Raw genomic sequence first — 15,032 nt, 5'->3', positions numbered from 1 at the left:
GAGGGGGCACCGGGCCGGTTACTCTTCACCCGCTTGGACGCAACAGGCACCGTCGGCCCGACGGCTGAACCACGCCGCCGAGCCGCATCTACAGATCAAGGGAGAGCGCTGATGCTCCAGGGCGACACCGCCCAGCCCTCCTCCCGCAGCGATGCGTCTTCGGAAGCCGTCAGCACGGTCGTGCTCGCCGCGGGCGAGGGCACTCGGATGCGATCGGCGACGCCGAAGGTCCTGCACCGGCTCGCGGGCAGGCCCCTGGTCGAACACGCCGTGCGCGCCGCGGCCGGTCTCGACCCCGACTCGCTGGTGGTCGTGCTGGGACACGGCCGCGACGCCGTGGCCGAACACCTGACCGGCCTGGCCGACGCCCTGGACCGCCCGGTCGTCACCGCGGTCCAGGAAGAGCAGCTCGGCACCGGACACGCGGTCTCCTGCGGGCTTTCCGGGCTGCCGACCGGCCTCACGGGCACGGTGCTGGTCAGCTACGGCGACGTGCCGCTGCTCGACAGCGAAGCGCTGCGCGCCCTGCTCGCCGAACACCGCGAAGCCGGCAACGCCGTCACCGTGCTGACCGCGGTCGTCGACGAGCCGACCGGCTACGGCCGGATGCTGCGCGACGCCGACGGCCGGGTGACCGGGATCGTCGAGCAGAAGGACGCCACGCCCGAGCAGGCGGCGATCACCGAGATCAACTCCGGCGTCTACGCCTTCGACGCGGCAGTGCTCACCGACGCGCTGAAGCGGCTGTCCACCGACAACGCCCAGGGCGAGCTCTACCTGACCGACGTGCTGTCGATCGCGCGCGGGGACGGCCGCCCGGTCGGCGCGCTGGTCTGCTCCGACCCGTGGCTGGTCGAGGGCGTGAACGACCGGGTGCAGCTGGCCCGCCTCGGCGCCGAGCTCAACCGCCGCCTGTTGCTGCGCTGGATGCGCGCGGGCGTCACGATCACCGACCCGAACTCGGTGTGGCTGGACGCCGACGTGGAGCTGGACCGCGACGTCCTGCTGGAGCCGGGCGTGCAGCTGCGCGGCGGCACCAAGGTCGGCGAGGGCGCGGTCGTCGGCCCGGACACCACGCTCACCGGCTGCGTGATCCACCCCGGCGCGTCGGTGGTGCGCACCCATGGCGAGGGCGCCGAGATCGGGCCGGACGCCAAGGTCGGGCCGTTCGCGTTCCTGCGCCCCGGCACCCGGCTCGGCACCAAGGGCAAGATCGGCACCTTCGTCGAGACCAAGAACGCCGCGATCGGCGACGGCACCAAGGTGCCGCACCTGAGCTACGTCGGCGACGCGACGATCGGCGAGCGGAGCAACATCGGCGCCGCCACCGTCTTCGTCAACTACGACGGGGTGGCCAAGCACCACACCGTGATCGGATCACACGCCCGGACCGGCGCGGACAACATGTTCGTCGCCCCGGTCGAGATCGGCGACGGCGCCTACACCGCCGCCGGCTCGGTGATCACCCAGGATGTCCCGCCCGGCGCGATGGCGGTCGCCCGCGGGAAGCAACGCAACATCGAAGGCTGGGTCGCCAAACGCCGCCCCGGCACCGCCGCAGACCAGGCCGCACAACAGGCTTTGTCGAAAGAACCGACCACCAATCCGACGAACGACGCCCAGTGACGGGCGTCTTACGGGGAGGGACGATGACCGTGAGTGCGATGTCTGCGACTCCGAAGAAGAGCCTGAAGCTCTTTTCCGGCAGCAGTCACCCGGAACTTGCCGAGGAGGTGGCCAAGCAGCTCGACGTAACGGTTACGCCCCAGGCTGCCTACAAGTTCGCCAACGGCGAGATCTTCGTGCGGTACGACGAGTCGGTTCGCGGGTGCGACGCGTTCGTCATCCAGTCGCACTGCAACCCGCTCAACGACGCGATCATGGAACAGCTGATCATGGTGGACGCGCTCAAGCGCGCCAGCGCCAAGCGCATCACCGTGGTCATGCCGTTCTACGGCTACGCCCGCCAGGACAAGAAGCACAAGGGCCGCGAGCCGATCTCGGCGCGGCTGATGGCGGACCTGTTCAAGACCGCCGGCGCGGACCGGATCATGGCGGTGGACCTGCACACCGACCAGATCCAGGGCTTCTTCGACGGCCCGGTGGACCACCTGATGGCCCAGAAGCTGCTGGCCAGCTACATGCGCGACACCTACGCGGGCGAGCAGATCACCGTGGTCTCCCCCGACTCGGGCCGGGTCCGGGTGGCGGAGAAGTGGGCCGACGACCTCGGCGGCACGCCGCTGGCGTTCATCCACAAGACCCGCGACCCCAGCAAGCCCAACCAGGTGGTCGCCAACCGCGTCGTCGGTGACGTCGAGGGCCGGCTGTGCGTGCTGGTCGACGACATGATCGACACCGGCGGCACGATCACCAAGGCCACCGAGCAGCTGCTGGCGGCGGGCGCGAAGGACGTCATCATCGCGGCCACCCACGCGGTGCTGTCCGGCCCGGCGGTGGAGCGGCTGTCCTCCTGCGGCGCGAAGGAGGTCGTGCTGACCAACACGCTGCCGATCCCGGAGGAGCGCCGGTTCCCGAACCTGACGGTCCTGTCGATCGCCCCGCTGGTCGCGGAGGCCATCCACCAGGTCTTCGAGGACGGCTCGGTCACCAGCCTCTTCGACGGCCGCGCCTGATCGCGCGGACGCCCTCCCGGGGGCGTCCGCGCTCGAACGGCCACGAACGCGAACGGCCCCGGTCCACTTCGGACCGGGGCCGTTCGGGTTCCGCAAACCGTGCGGATCAGACGGTGGTGACGACCTCGTCGTAGTCGAGGCGGGGCAGGCGGTCGAACCAGGGGTTCTCGCCCGGCTTGCCGATGTTGACCACGACCAGCGTCTGCTGCTTGCCGCCCGGGAAGAACTCCGCGTCGATGCCCGCCTTGTCGAAACCGGTCATCGGACCGGCCGCCAGCCCGGCGGCGCGCACGCCGAGGATGAAGTACGCGGTCTGCAGGCTCGCGTTGAGCTTCGCGTTGGTCAGCCGGAGGTCGTCGTTGCCGGCGAACATCTCCCGCACGCCCTCCGCGTGCGGGAACACCCGCGGCAGGTTCTCGTGGAAGTCGGTGTCGGCGGCCAGGATCGCCACCAGCGGGGCCTTCTCGGTCTTGACCCGGTTGCCCTCCATGAGGTGCGGCAGCAGGCGCTGCTTGCCCTCGTCGGAGCGCACCAGCACGATGCGCAGCGGCTGCTGGTTCATCGACGTCGGGGCCCACTTGACCAGGTCGTAGACGGCCTGGATCTGCTCGTCGGTGACCGGCTCGTCGCTGAAGCTGTTGGCGGTGCGGGCCTCGCGGAACAGCAGGTTCTGGGCGTCCGCGCCGAGCACGAGCTGCTCGGCCTGGTCGATCGCGGTCATGAACTCACTCCTGGAGCGGTCGGGATTCCGGGGATCGCCCGCGCACCGGGCGCAGGCGATCCCTTATCCCAACATTGCTTGAGCTTTCAAATATTCCGGAATCGGCTCGCTGTGACCGGCCTCACGGTCGGTCAGTAGCCGACCGTGAAGCGCCGCCGCCGGTGCGCGGGCTTCTCCAGCTCGTCGACGAACGCGATCGCGTAGTCGTCGCCGCCGATCGCGGAGTTACCGTCGGCGTCGGTCACCAACACGTCGCCGCCGAGCCGGTAGGAGCCGGTCCGCTCGCCCGGGGCGTAGGCCCCGAAGGTCCCCGCCGGGCTGAGGTAGAACCAGTCCACCTCGGCGGGCGCCCGCTGGAACGCCGCGAGCACCTCGGCGTGCGCGCCGGCCTCCGGCTTGAACTCGTCCGGGAACCCAGGCGTGTCGATCACCCGCGGGCCGTCCTCGGACACGTGCAGGCTCCCGGCGCCGCCGACCACACCGATCCGCAGGCCGTGCCGCTCGGCCGCCGCGAACAGGGTGGGCACCGCGTCGAGCAGTTTCGTGTCGTCGGGCATCGGCCGGGCCGGAATGGCCACCAGCAGCGCGTCCGCGCCCGCCGTCACGTCGAGCACGAACTGCTCGTCGTGCAGCGAACCCGCCCTCCCGGGCTCGGCCAACGACTCGACGTTCCGGGCCACGCCGATCACCTCGTGGCCGCGCCGCTTGGCCTCCCGCAGGATCGCGCCGCCGGCGAAGCCGGTCGCGCCGAAAAGGACCAGTCGCATCGCATCCTCCTTCTGTGCTGGTCACCGACGCTAACCACTGGTTACCAGTGACTTCAACGTGCGCTGAGTTCCTCCGGGTAACCATTGGGCGAGCGCGACCGGAACCGGGTGGGGTCACCCGTGCGAAAACGACTATGCAAGCACCGTTTAGACTATTCGGGTTGCCTCGGCGAGGTCGGGACGTTCGCCCGGCGTGATCGGCGCGGTGGCACGGTGGCCGCCGACCACTTTGGTTGGCGCACTGATGTCGCTCACACCCCGGGTGCCCGTTCGGCACCGCGTCGTAATCACGCCAGTAGCGCGCCCCACCGCCGCAGGCCAGCGACCAATTCACGTTCCGCCCGACGTCATGAGGAGTGCACCACCGTGTCCGAGGTACGTATCGCCGTCGAGCAGCGCACCGAGTTCGGCAAGGGAGCGGCCCGCCGCACCCGCCGCGCCGGCAAGATCCCCGCGGTGCTCTACGGTCATGGCTCCGACCCGAAGCACCTGTCCCTGCCCTCCGTGGAGTTCGCCCGCGCGATCCGCGAGAACGGGCACAACGCGGTGCTGACGCTTGATGTGTCTGGTGGCGACAGCGAGCTCGCGCTCACCAAGACCATCACCACGCACCCGATCAAGAACTACATCGAGCACGTCGACCTGCTGCTGGTCAAGCGCGGCGAGAAGGTCACCGTCGCGGTGCCGGTCGTGCTGACCGGCGAGGCCGGCCCCGGCGGCCTGGTCAGCCAGGAGATCACCGAGGTCGAGATCGAGGCCGAGGCCCTGCACATCCCGGAGCAGCTCGAGCTGTCGATCGCCGGTGCCGAGATCGGCACCCAGCTCCACGCCTCCGACATCCAGCTGCCGGCGGGCGTCACCCTGCAGGCCGACCCCGAGGCGCTGGTCGTCAACGTCTCCGAGGCCGCGGCTTCGATGGCCGAGGAAGCCGCTGAGGCGACCGAGGGCGGGACCGCCGAAGAGGCCTGAGCCTCCGACGTCGGGCGCACCGCGCGCCGTCCCGATCCATCCGATCGGGGCGGCGCGCTGCGTGCCATCTGGGGTCTGTTTCACAAGCGGCGTCAGCCGCTTGCGGTGTGGGACTTAGCTTGCACCGCCGCGGGTTCTCAGAGGTTTTCTCGCGAGGACAGCCCCGACGTGGTGAATTGGCATTCATGAGCTCGGGGGTCCCACAGCGAGAAGACCGCAGTAACTCCCGCAGGGGGGCCGCCACCCGCACCGCCACGCAAGCCACCTTCGACACAGTCCTCAGAGCAGGAGACTTCTTCCCGTGAGCACTCCGGACTCGGTCGCTTTGATCGTCGGACTCGGCAATCCCGGGCCTCGCTACGAGGGGAACCGGCACAACATCGGCTTCCTGGTCGCCGACGAGCTCGCCGACCGGATCGGCGGGAAGTTCAAGGCGCACAAGTCCGGCGCCGAGGTCGTCGAGGGCCGGCTGGCCGGCGCGCGCGCCGTGCTGGTGAAGCCGCGCTCGTTCATGAACCTCTCCGGCGGCCCGGTGGCCGGCGCGGTGAAGTTCTACAAGGCGCCGCCGGAATCCGTGATCGTGATCCACGACGAGCTCGACCTGCCGTTCGGCACCGTCCGGCTCAAGCGCGGCGGCGGCGAGAACGGCCACAACGGGCTGCGTTCGATCAGCAAGTCCATCGGCACCCGCGACTACCTGCGGGTCCGCTTCGGCATCGGCCGCCCGCCCGGCCGGATGGATCCGGCCGACTACGTCCTCAAGGACTTCTCCGGCGCCGAGCGCAAGGAGCTCGCGTACCTCATCGACCTCTGCGCGGACGCGGTGGAGGCCCTGGTCACCGACGGCCTCGAAGCCGCTCAGAACCGCTTCCACTGATCCCGGGGCCCCTCGGCATGACCGTCCACAAAGGTCATTCGGCGGGGACCAGCGCGGCCGTGGCGGCGCGCTTGAGCTTCCCAGACGGGGTCTTGGGCAGCGAACCCGGCTGCAGCACGACGACCGCCGACGGGCGCACGCCCACCGCGTCGACGATGCGCGCCGCGACCTCCTTGCGCAGCGCCTTCTCCGCGGACTCGTCGCCCGCCAGGCGCGACTCCAGCACCACCGCGAACCGCTCCCGCCGGCTCCCGGCGTCCTGCCGGACCGCGGCGGCGTTGCCCGCGCGCACACCCTCGACCTGGCAGGCGGCCCGCTCGATGTCCACCGGGTAGATGTTGCGGCCGCCCATGATGATCACGTCCTTGCGGCGCCCGCAGATCACCACCTGGCCGTCGACCAGGTAGCCCTCGTCCCCGGTGTCCAGCCAGCCGGCAGCGTCCTGCGTGGACAGCGGGCCGTCCATGGTCAGGTAGCCCGGCGTCACGGCCTCGCCCCGGATCCGCAGCCGCCCCACCTGCCGCTCCCCCAACTGCCGGCCCGAGTCGTCGACGACGTCGACCTCCAGTCCTGGCAACGGGTTTCCCAGCAGCGCGAGCCGCCGCGCCCGCTCGACGTCCGGCGACGCGGGTTCGGCCCGCCGCTGCTGCTCCAGCGCGTCCGCGTCGACGGTGTCGACCTCCAGGCCGCTCCCCAGCGGCGCGAACGACACCGCGAGCGTGGCCTCGGCCATCCCGAACGCGCACACCATGCAGTCCGGGCTCATCCCGAACCTGGCCCCCGCGTCGGTGAACGCCTGCGCCGCCGCCGGATCGATCGGTTCGGCGCCGTTGAGCGTGAACCGCAGGCTCGACAGGTCGAAGTCGCCGTCGTCGGCACGGGCCATCCGGCGGCCGACGATCGCGTAGGCGAAGTTCGGCGCGGCGGTCACGGTCCCCCGGTAGCGGCTGATCAGCTCGGGCCAGAGCAGCGGCCGGGCCAGGAAGTCGGCCGGGGTGACCTTGACCGCCGACATGCCGATCGCCATCGGCACCGTCAGGCAGCCGACCATCCCCATGTCGTGGAACAGCGGCAGCCAGGACACCGCGACGTCGTGCGCGGGATCGAGATCGGCGGCGGTGACCATCGCGCGCAGGTTGGCGTAGAGGTTGCCGTGGGTGATCCGCACGGCCTTGGGGTCGGCGGTGGAGCCGCTGGTCAGCTGCAGCAGCGCGGTCGCGTCCTCGTCTACGGCGACCGGCTCGGCGAGCGGTTCGCCGTCGGTGAGACCGGCCAGGTTCCGGAAGCCGATCGCGTTCTCCTCCAGCACGCCGGCCAGGTCCTCGAACGGGGCGCCCAGCAGCACCAGCCGGGCGCCGATCATCTTGAGCACCCGGACGGTGTCCTCGGCCCAGTGCGCGAGGTCGGTGCGCGGTGTCGGCTGGTGCAGCATCGTCACGCTGCCGCCGCCGAGCCACACGGCCTGCACGGCGGGAGCGATCAGGCCGGGATCGGCGGCGAGGATCGCGACGACCCGCCCGGGCCCGAGATCGTCGCCCAGCGCCCCGGCCATCCGCAGCGCGTCGGCGTGCACCTCCGCCCACGTCCGGAACCACGGCTGCTCGGGCTCGCCCGTCGTGAGCCCCCGCGCCTGCGGACCGGAGTTCTCCCGGGCGGACGCCACCAATGTCTCCACGAACCGACTCATGTGACGCAGCTTACGAGCACGGTGATCGCACGCACAGGTTTCGGCACAACACGCACTCATCGAGCACCCCGCAAGGGCGAAGGTCCCGATCTCAGGCCAAATCGGGAGCGCCCGGACGCGCGGAAACCGCCCGGCTTCAGGGGTCGTTTCAGAATGGCGCGCCGGCACGCGCGGGACGTGCCCGGCTGGGACTCAGTGCGCCGATTTCGCGCGAAATCGCCACGCCACGTGAGGGCGGGATGGCGATCCCGCGCGAAATCGCCACCGATGTCGGGCACCGGGCGCCATCGGGATCAGCCGGGTGGAGCCATCCTGAAGCGATCTTTCAGGCGAAGTCAGGTCAGCCGAGCTGGTCGGCGAGCTCCATCCAGCGCGCTTCGACGTCGTCCTTCTCCTGCTGAAGCCCGCGCAGCTCCGCGTTCAGCTCCGCCAACCGCTCCGGCGCTGTCGCGGCCTCCGCGAGCTTCTCGTGCAGCCGCGCTTCGCGCTCGGCGAGCTTGTCGAGCTGACGCTCGCAGCGCGCGAGCTCCTTCCGCGCCGCGTGCTCCTCCGCGCCGGAGAGCCCTCGCGGCTTCGCCGCGTCGGTCGCCTGCTTGCCGATGCTGTCTTCGGCGGCTTCCAGCAGCGACTCCCGCCGCTGCAGGTACTCGTCGATGCCGCCCGGCAGGTGCGTGAGGCTGCCGTCGCCGAACAGCGCGTGCACGCTGTCGCACACGCGCTCCACCAGGTAGCGGTCGTGGGAGACGACCACCAGCGTGCCCGGCCAGGTGTCGAGCAGGTCTTCGAGCTGCTGCAGGGTGTCGATGTCGAGGTCGTTGGTGGGCTCGTCGAGGATCAGCACGTTCGGCTCGGCCATCAGCAGCCGGGCCAGCTGCAGGCGGCGGCGCTCGCCGCCGGAGAGGTCCTCGACGGGCGTCCACTGCCGCCCCTTGCCGAAGCCGAAGCGCTCGCCCAGCTGCGACGCGGACAGCTCGTACTTGCCGAGGGTGACCCGCTCGGCGACGTTCTCGATGGCTTCCAGCACTCGCCAGTGCCCGGGCAGGTCGTGCAGTTCCTGGGTCAGGTGCGCCAGCCGCACCGTCTTGCCCTCGATGCGCTTGCCCGCGTCGGCTTCGCGCTCACCGGCGAGCAGTTTCAGCAGCGTCGTCTTGCCGGAGCCGTTGACGCCGACCAGGCCGATCCGGTCGCCGGGGCCGACGCGCCAGGTGACGCCGTCCAGCAGCGTGCGGTCGGCGATGCGGAGGTCGACGTCCTCCAGCTCCAGCACCGTCTTCCCGAGGCGGCGCTTGGCGAACGCCACCAGCTCGACGGTGTCGCGCGCCGGCGGCACGTCGGCGATCAGCGCCTCGGCCGCCTCCATCCGGTACCGGGGCTTCGAGGTGCGGGCCTTCGCGCCGCGCTGCAGCCACGCGAGTTCCTTGCGCGCGAGGTTCTGCCGCTTCTCCTCCGCCTGCTGGGCGATGCGGGCGCGTTCGGCGCGGGCGAAGACCCAGTCGGCGTAGCCGCCTTCGTACTGCTCCACGCGGCCCTGGACGACCTCCCAGGTTCGGTTGCAGACGGTGTCCAGGAACCAGCGGTCGTGGGTGACGATCACCAGCGCGCACTTGCGCTCCAACAGGTGATCGGCCAGCCAGCGCACGCCCTCGATGTCCAGGTGGTTGGTCGGCTCGTCGAGCACCAGCAGGTCCAGGTCGCGCACCAGCGCGGCGGCCAGGGCGACGCGGCGGCGCTCGCCGCCGGAGAAGTCGGTGACCGGGGTGTCCAGGCCGAGGCGGGTCATGCCGAGGCCGCTGAGCACCGAGCGCACCTGCGGGTCGGCGGCCCATTCGTGCTCGGCGCTGAAGCCGTGCGGGTCGAGCACCGCGTTGCGCACCGTGGAATCGGCGGGCAGCTCGGTGCGCTGCGTGACGACGGCCATCCGCAGGTCGCGGCTCTGGCTGACCCGGCCGTTGTCGGGCTCCGCGACGCCGGCGAGCACCTCCAGCAGCGTGGTCTTGCCGCCGCCGTTGAGGCCGACGACCCCGATGCGTTCGCCGGCCGAGACCCCGAGCGAGACGCCGTCCAGCAGCGGGCGCACGCCGTAGCTCTTGCTGACCGATTCCAGATTGACCAGGTTCACCATCGGGTGTTCGTCTACTCCATCAACTGCGTTGCGTGATCACGGGCTGGGGTCCCGGCCCCAGTTTCAATTGAAACTGCAGACCGGAGTCCTAGGCGCGCAGTTTCAATTGAAACTGCGCTTCAGGCGTGGACCTGGGGCGGGGTGGGGCGGTGGGCCGGTTCTTCCGAGACCACTCGGGCCCCCGGGACGGGGCCATGGGCGACGCGGACCGTGCGGCACACGCCCGCACCGGAGAGCTCGGCCGCCACCCGCACCGCCGCGTCCGCGTCGGTGCAGAGGAAGGCACAGGTCGGGCCCGAGCCCGAGACGATCCCGGCAAGCGCGCCTGCCTGCACGCCCGCGCGCAGCGTGCGCCGCAGCCCGGGGCGCAGCGACACGGCCGCCGCCTGCAGGTCGTTGCCCAGCAGCAGGGCGAGCTGCCGCGGGTCGCCGGAGGCCAGCGCCTCCAGCAGCGGCTCGACCTCCCCGACGCGGTTCGGCTTCGACTCCGCCCGCAGCCGGTCGAGTTCGGTGTAGACGCCGGGCGTGCCCAGCCCGCGGCGATCGAGCGCGATGACCCAGTGGAAGGTGTGCCGCGCCAGCACCGGCACGAGACGCTCGCCGCGGCCGGTGCCCAGCGCCGTGCCGCCCTGCAGCGAGAACGGGACGTCGCTGCCCAGCTTCGCGGCGATCTCGCTGAGGTCGTCGCGGCCCAGCTCCAGCCGCCAGAGGTGGTTCAGCGCCAGCAGCGTGGCCGCCGCGTCGGCGCTTCCGCCGGCCATCCCGCCGGCGACCGGGATGCCCTTGTTGATCGACAGCCGCACCCCGGGCTCTTCCGGATCGCGCCCGCTGTGCTCGGCGAGCAGCTGCACGGCCTTCCAGGCCAGGTTGCTGGGGCCGGTGGGCACCGAGTCCGCACCGTCGCCGTGCACGTCGATGCCGGGTTCCTCCGCGACCAGCACGGTGACCTCGTCGGTCATCGACAGCGCTTGGAAGACGGTGACCAGCTCGTGGTAACCGTCCGGGCGCGGGTCCCCGACCGACAGGTGCAGGTTCACCTTGGCGGGAACGCGAACGGTGATGGGGGTAGGAACCACGGAGAGCACTCTTAGAGCGTACGTGTAGAAGAAACCTCGCCGCCGACTTCCCTGGGTACGGGACCGGAAAATACGGTGAAGGGCGCCTCCCGGCGATCACTCGCCGGCAGGCGCCCTTCAGCGCGGATGATCCGGTCAGGCAGCCGGGATGACCGCGACGCCGCCGTACTTCTGGTTGATGAAGTCCTTGACCTGCTGGGACCGCAGCAGCTCGGCGAGCTTCTGGATCCGCGGGTCCTTCTCCAGGGCCGGGGTGGTCACCAGGCCGTTGGCGTACGGGTTGTTCTCCGGGCTCTCCACGAGGACCGGGTTCTGCAGGTTCGCCTTGATCGCGTAGTTGCCGTTGACCACCGCGGCGGCGGCGTCGTCCACCGAGCGCGGCAGCTGGTCCGGCGACAGGTCCTTGAACTTGATGTTCTTGGGGTTCTCGGCGATCGCCGACTCCAACCGGGTGCCCACCGCGGCCTCCGGCTTGAGCTTGATCAGGCCGCCCTGCTCCAGCAGCTTCAGGCCGCGGAACTGGTTCGCCGGGTCGTTGGACAGCGTGACCGTCGCGCCGTCCTGGACCTCCTGCAGCGACTTGACCTTGTTGGAGTACACCGCGAGCGGTTCCAGGTGCACGGCCTGGATCCAGACGAAGTCGCCGCCGCGCTGCTTGCGGTACTCCTCCAGGTAGGGCTGGTGCTGGAAGTAGTTCGCCTCCAGCTCGCCGTGCGCGACGGCCTCGTTCGGCCGGTTGTAGTCGTCGAACTTGACGATCTCGATGTCGAGCCCGGCCTGCTTCGCCAGGTTGTCCTTGACGTACTGCAGGATCTCGCCGTGCGGGGTCGGGCTGACCGCGACCCGCAGCGGGGCGTTCGGGTCCGTGGAGGCCTGGCCGCCGCCTCCGCACGCGGCCAGCACCACGCCGGCCGCGGCCACCAGGGCGGCAAAACGCAAACGCATCAGAGTTCGTCCTTTCTGGACAGCGGTTGGGAAGTAGTCCCAAGCAGGAAGAGGTTCGGGTGGGCGTCGCCCACGAGGTCAGCTCGTCGCGGACCGGCGCCGGTCGACGAGCTTCGCGGCCCGGTCGGTGATCAGCTGCATCGCGAAGGCCAGCACGCCGAGCACGACCACGGATCCCCACAGGATCCGGTCGTCGTAGCCCTGGTAGCCGTCCTGGATCGCGGTCGTGCCCAGCCCGCCGCCGCCGATCGCGCCGGCCATCGCGGCGTAGCCGACCAGCGCCACGGCGGTGACGCCGACCGCGCCGACCAGCGCGGCCCGCGCCTCGCCGAGCAGCACCGTCCAGACGATCCGCAGCTTGCTCGATCCGGTCGTGATCGCAGCCTCGACCACGGTGAAGCTGACCTCGCGCAACGCGTTCTGCGTCAACCGCGCGAAGAACGGGATAGCACCGATGGTGAGCGGCACGATCACCGCGGTGCTGCCGATCGACGTGCCGATCAGCAGCCGGGTGAACGACGCGAGCACCACCAGCAGAACGACGAACGGCACCGAACGCACCACGTCGACGATCACGCCGAGCACCCGGTACAGCACGGGCTTCGGGTTCAGGCCGACGGGCGAGGTCAGGTGCAGCAGCACCCCGAGCGGCAGGCCTCCCAGCACCGCCAGCAGGGTCGACACCAACACCATGTAGAGCGTGTCGATCGTCGCTTCACCAAGAATTCCAAGGACCTCCGACCAGGGGGTCACATCACTCACGCAGCAGCTCCGTCAACGCACACCGGGGCGCGTCGCACATGCGCGTCCCGCTCGACCATCCACTTCAGGGCCGCCTCGGCGCGCTCGCCGGTCAGGCCGACCTTGAACTTCGCCACGGGCGTGTCGCCCAGCCTGGTCAACCCGCCGCCCAGGATCGCGAGCTCGACCCCGAACCGGCCGGCGGCCTCCGGCAGCAGCGCGCCGACTGCGGCGAAACCGACCAGCACGACCTCGGCGACGACGTCGTGCCGACCGCCGGGCCGCAGCGAATCGCCCTGGTCGGTGCCGGGCAGCAGCGTGTCGCCCACCCGGCTGCCGGGCTCGGCGACGAGGTCGATGACCTTGCCGTGCTCGACCACCCGACCGTCCTCCAGCACCGCGACGTCGTCGGCGATCTTGCGCACCACGGCCATGTCGTGGGTGACCACCAGCACGGTGACGCCCAGTTCGGCGCGGGCGCGGTCCAGCACCGTGAGCACCGAGTCGGTGGTGCTCGGGTCGAGCGCCGAGGTCGGCTCGTCGGCCAGCAGCACCGACGGCTTGGCGGCCAGCGCACGCGCCACCGCGATCCGCTGGCGCTGCCCGCCGGAGAGCTGGTCGGGGTAGACGGAGGCCTTGTCGGTCAGGCCCACGAGGTCCAGCAGCTCGCCGACGCGGGTGCGCCGCTGCGGGCCGCTGACACCGGCCGCTTCCAGCGGCAACGCGATGTTGCCCGCGGCGGTGCGCTGGCGCAGCAGCGAATCGCCTTGCGGCACAACGCCGATCTGGCGACGCGCCGCGCGAAGCGCCTTGCCGCCGAGGGAAACGAGGTCGGTGCCGTCGACGCGGATGGCGCCGCCGTCCGGCTTCTCCAGCAGCGCGATGCACCGGGCCAGGGTCGACTTGCCGGCCCCGCTCGGACCGACCACCCCGCACACCGCACCGGCCGAAACCTCCATCGACACGCCGTCGAGGGCGCGGACGGTTCCGTTGTTGTGCTGGAAGGACTTGGTCAGGTTCTCGACTGTGATCACGATCGGCTCCACATCAGCTCGCGACGGCCGCGCGCACGACAGGGCAGCGCAGGCCAAGGAACTTCGGAAAGGGAGGAAGTGCTGGGTCACATCTCGCGACGACAGGCGGTGGTGGTACGGCGCCCGTGGTCGATGACGCGACGCTGCGTCAGCAGCCTCCGGATGTGGTTCTGCCGGGATCGGGCCAGCTGAGCTCGGGTCTGACCCGCAGGCGGGCTGGCTAACAGCGCGTTGGAATCCACAACAACTCCATCGGTCCTGGCGTTAGCACCTGCCCGTCGGGTGGTTGCTGCGGCGTCGCGGAGCCAGGTCTCTCGGCCGCTCGGGATGGATTTCCCGAATAGTAGAACCTACTGGCGGATTCCAGCGCAAGTTGATAGTCGTCACTTTCCGAAATCGTCTGCCAAATCACACACCCGGACGAGCGGGAATTTTCCTGGTACCGCAGGCGTTCTCGGTGACTCCGAGTAGTGGATCAACCTCGGTTGGCAAGCGCCCGGACGGGTGGTTCAGCGGCCGCTCTCGGTAGCCGCGGCCTCCGCGATGCGCGCGAAGTCGGCGATCTCCAACTGCTCGCCGCGAATCGACGGATCCACCCCGGCGGCCCGGAGAACGGCCTCCGCGCGCGCCGCGGACCCGGCCCAGCCGGACAGCGCGGCGCGCAGCGTCTTGCGCCGCTGGGCGAACGCCGCGTCCACCACCCGGAAGACCTCCGCGCGCGGCGCGGTCGACGGCGGTTCGACGCGCTCGAACGACACCAGTCCGGAGTCCACATTGGGCACCGGCCAGAACACCTTGCGCGGCACCGGACCCGCGCGGCGCACGTCGGCGTACCATGCGGCCTTGGCGCTGGGCACGCCGTAGACCCGGCTGCCCGGCTTGGCGGCCATCCGGTCGGCGACCTCGGACTGCACCATGACCAGGCCGTGCCGCAGGCTCGGCAATTCGGCCAGCAGGTGCAGCACCACCGGCACGGCGACGTTGTACGGCAGGTTCGCGACCAGCGCGGTCGGCGGCGCCGGGAAGTCCGCGGCGCTCACCCGCAGGGCGTCGGCCTCGATCACGGTGAGCCGATCGGCCAGCGCGGGGGCGAACTCGGCGGCGGTGCGCGGCAGCCGCGCCGCGAGCACCGGATCGATCTCGACGGCCGTCACGGCGCCGGCGGCCGGGAGCAGGGCGAGCGTCAGGGAGCCCAGGCCGGGGCCGACCTCCAGAACGACGTCGTCGGCCGTGACCGACGCCGAGGTCACGATGCGGCGCACCGTGTTCGGGTCGTGCACGAAGTTCTGGCCGAGCTTCTTCGTCGGGCGGATGTCGAGCTCCTCGGCCAACCGGCGCACGTCGGCCGGGCCGAGCAGACTCGCCTGCTGGTCGTCCACACAGAAAAACTACCCGCGCCCCGAAGCCACCGTCCCCGCACCCCGACCAGCAGAACCACGAAGGGCACCTGCCACCGG

At 70.8% G+C, this 15,032-nt stretch carries 13 protein-coding genes and 1 riboswitch; of the genes, 4 read left to right on the top strand and 9 right to left on the bottom strand.

Translation table 11 applies throughout. From position 1 onward, the window contains the following. Positions 1-111: 111 nt before the first annotated feature. Both glmU and BLW84_RS15210 read left to right on the top strand, forming a co-directional pair. Positions 112-1,626, top strand: a complete 1,515-nt coding sequence (gene glmU, locus BLW84_RS15215; protein ID WP_093265891.1) for a bifunctional UDP-N-acetylglucosamine diphosphorylase/glucosamine-1-phosphate N-acetyltransferase GlmU — start codon at positions 112-114, stop codon at positions 1,624-1,626. A 38-nt stretch (positions 1,627-1,664) separates the two neighbouring features. Then, a complete protein-coding gene (locus BLW84_RS15210; RefSeq protein WP_218157324.1) occupies positions 1,665-2,636 on the top strand; it encodes a ribose-phosphate diphosphokinase in 972 nt (323 codons plus the stop codon). 106 nt (positions 2,637-2,742) lie between these two features. On the opposite strand, the gene BLW84_RS15205 is transcribed toward BLW84_RS15210, so the two are convergent. Next, on the bottom strand, positions 2,743-3,357 hold the full coding sequence (locus tag BLW84_RS15205) for a malonic semialdehyde reductase (RefSeq protein ID WP_093265888.1): 615 nt from the start codon (positions 3,355-3,357) through the stop codon (positions 2,743-2,745). Between the two features lie 131 nt (positions 3,358-3,488). After that, on the bottom strand, positions 3,489-4,124 hold the full coding sequence (locus BLW84_RS15200) for an NAD(P)-dependent oxidoreductase (RefSeq protein WP_093265887.1): 636 nt from the start codon (positions 4,122-4,124) through the stop codon (positions 3,489-3,491). A gap of 366 nt (positions 4,125-4,490) precedes the next feature. On the opposite strand from BLW84_RS15200, the gene BLW84_RS15195 reads away from it, so the two are divergent. After that, a complete protein-coding gene (locus tag BLW84_RS15195; protein WP_093265885.1) occupies positions 4,491-5,093 on the top strand; it encodes a 50S ribosomal protein L25/general stress protein Ctc in 603 nt (200 codons plus the stop codon). Between the two features lie 301 nt (positions 5,094-5,394). After that, entirely contained in the window at positions 5,395-5,970 is a 576-nt protein-coding gene (pth, locus tag BLW84_RS15190; protein ID WP_093265884.1) for an aminoacyl-tRNA hydrolase, read from the top strand. A 34-nt stretch (positions 5,971-6,004) separates the two neighbouring features. Here pth and BLW84_RS15185 read toward each other — a convergent pair whose 3' ends face one another. The 7 genes from BLW84_RS15185 to rsmA all read right to left on the bottom strand — a co-directional run bounded on the left by BLW84_RS15185 (position 6,005) and on the right by rsmA (position 14,954). Then, positions 6,005-7,657 (bottom strand): fatty acyl-AMP ligase, encoded by a 1,653-nt coding sequence (locus tag BLW84_RS15185; RefSeq protein ID WP_093265882.1) that lies wholly within the window; start codon positions 7,655-7,657, stop codon positions 6,005-6,007. A gap of 340 nt (positions 7,658-7,997) precedes the next feature. After that, positions 7,998-9,779: an ABC-F family ATP-binding cassette domain-containing protein gene (locus tag BLW84_RS15180; RefSeq protein WP_093265881.1), complete on the bottom strand. Its 1,782-nt coding sequence runs from the start codon at positions 9,777-9,779 to the stop codon at positions 7,998-8,000. Positions 9,780-9,898: 119 nt separating this feature from the next. After that, on the bottom strand, positions 9,899-10,855 hold the full coding sequence (locus BLW84_RS15175; protein WP_177226484.1) for a 4-(cytidine 5'-diphospho)-2-C-methyl-D-erythritol kinase: 957 nt from the start codon (positions 10,853-10,855) through the stop codon (positions 9,899-9,901). A 135-nt stretch (positions 10,856-10,990) separates the two neighbouring features. Next, positions 10,991-11,800 carry a MetQ/NlpA family ABC transporter substrate-binding protein gene (locus BLW84_RS15170; protein WP_093265878.1) on the bottom strand — a complete coding sequence of 270 codons (810 nt, stop codon included), beginning with the start codon at positions 11,798-11,800 and terminating at the stop codon, positions 10,991-10,993. Between the two features lie 78 nt (positions 11,801-11,878). Continuing rightward, entirely contained in the window at positions 11,879-12,562 is a 684-nt protein-coding gene (locus BLW84_RS15165) for a methionine ABC transporter permease (RefSeq protein ID WP_177226483.1), read from the bottom strand. Continuing rightward, positions 12,559-13,575, bottom strand: a complete 1,017-nt coding sequence (locus BLW84_RS15160) for a methionine ABC transporter ATP-binding protein (RefSeq protein ID WP_093266063.1) — start codon at positions 13,573-13,575, stop codon at positions 12,559-12,561. The genes BLW84_RS15165 and BLW84_RS15160 overlap by 4 nt, the downstream gene beginning before the upstream one ends. Before the next feature lie 246 nt (positions 13,576-13,821). Further along, positions 13,822-13,909: riboswitch (SAM riboswitch) on the bottom strand. Between the two features lie 175 nt (positions 13,910-14,084). Then, positions 14,085-14,954: a 16S rRNA (adenine(1518)-N(6)/adenine(1519)-N(6))-dimethyltransferase RsmA gene (gene rsmA, locus BLW84_RS15155; RefSeq protein WP_177226482.1), complete on the bottom strand. Its 870-nt coding sequence runs from the start codon at positions 14,952-14,954 to the stop codon at positions 14,085-14,087. Positions 14,955-15,032: the final 78 nt, after the last annotated feature.

Source organism: Saccharopolyspora shandongensis (assembly GCF_900106995.1).
Taxonomy (GTDB): domain Bacteria; phylum Actinomycetota; class Actinomycetes; order Mycobacteriales; family Pseudonocardiaceae; genus Saccharopolyspora; species Saccharopolyspora shandongensis.
Note: the sequence above shows the minus strand (reverse complement) of the source record. Positions and strands in the feature narration are given on the sequence as shown.

What these genes read in the sequence shown, in the direction of transcription:
- glmU (WP_093265891.1), top strand. Translation starts at nt 112, where the DNA reads ATGCTCCAGGGCGACACCGCCCAGCCCTCCTCCCGCAGCGATGCGTCT.
- BLW84_RS15210 (WP_218157324.1), top strand. Translation starts at nt 1,665, where the DNA reads ATGTCTGCGACTCCGAAGAAGAGCCTGAAGCTCTTTTCCGGCAGCAGT.
- BLW84_RS15205 (WP_093265888.1), bottom strand. Translation starts at nt 3,357, where the DNA reads ATGACCGCGATCGACCAGGCCGAGCAGCTCGTGCTCGGCGCGGACGCC.
- BLW84_RS15200 (WP_093265887.1), bottom strand. Translation starts at nt 4,124, where the DNA reads ATGCGACTGGTCCTTTTCGGCGCGACCGGCTTCGCCGGCGGCGCGATC.
- BLW84_RS15185 (WP_093265882.1), bottom strand. Translation starts at nt 7,657, where the DNA reads ATGAGTCGGTTCGTGGAGACATTGGTGGCGTCCGCCCGGGAGAACTCC.
- BLW84_RS15180 (WP_093265881.1), bottom strand. Translation starts at nt 9,779, where the DNA reads ATGGTGAACCTGGTCAATCTGGAATCGGTCAGCAAGAGCTACGGCGTG.
- BLW84_RS15170 (WP_093265878.1), bottom strand. Translation starts at nt 11,800, where the DNA reads ATGCGTTTGCGTTTTGCCGCCCTGGTGGCCGCGGCCGGCGTGGTGCTG.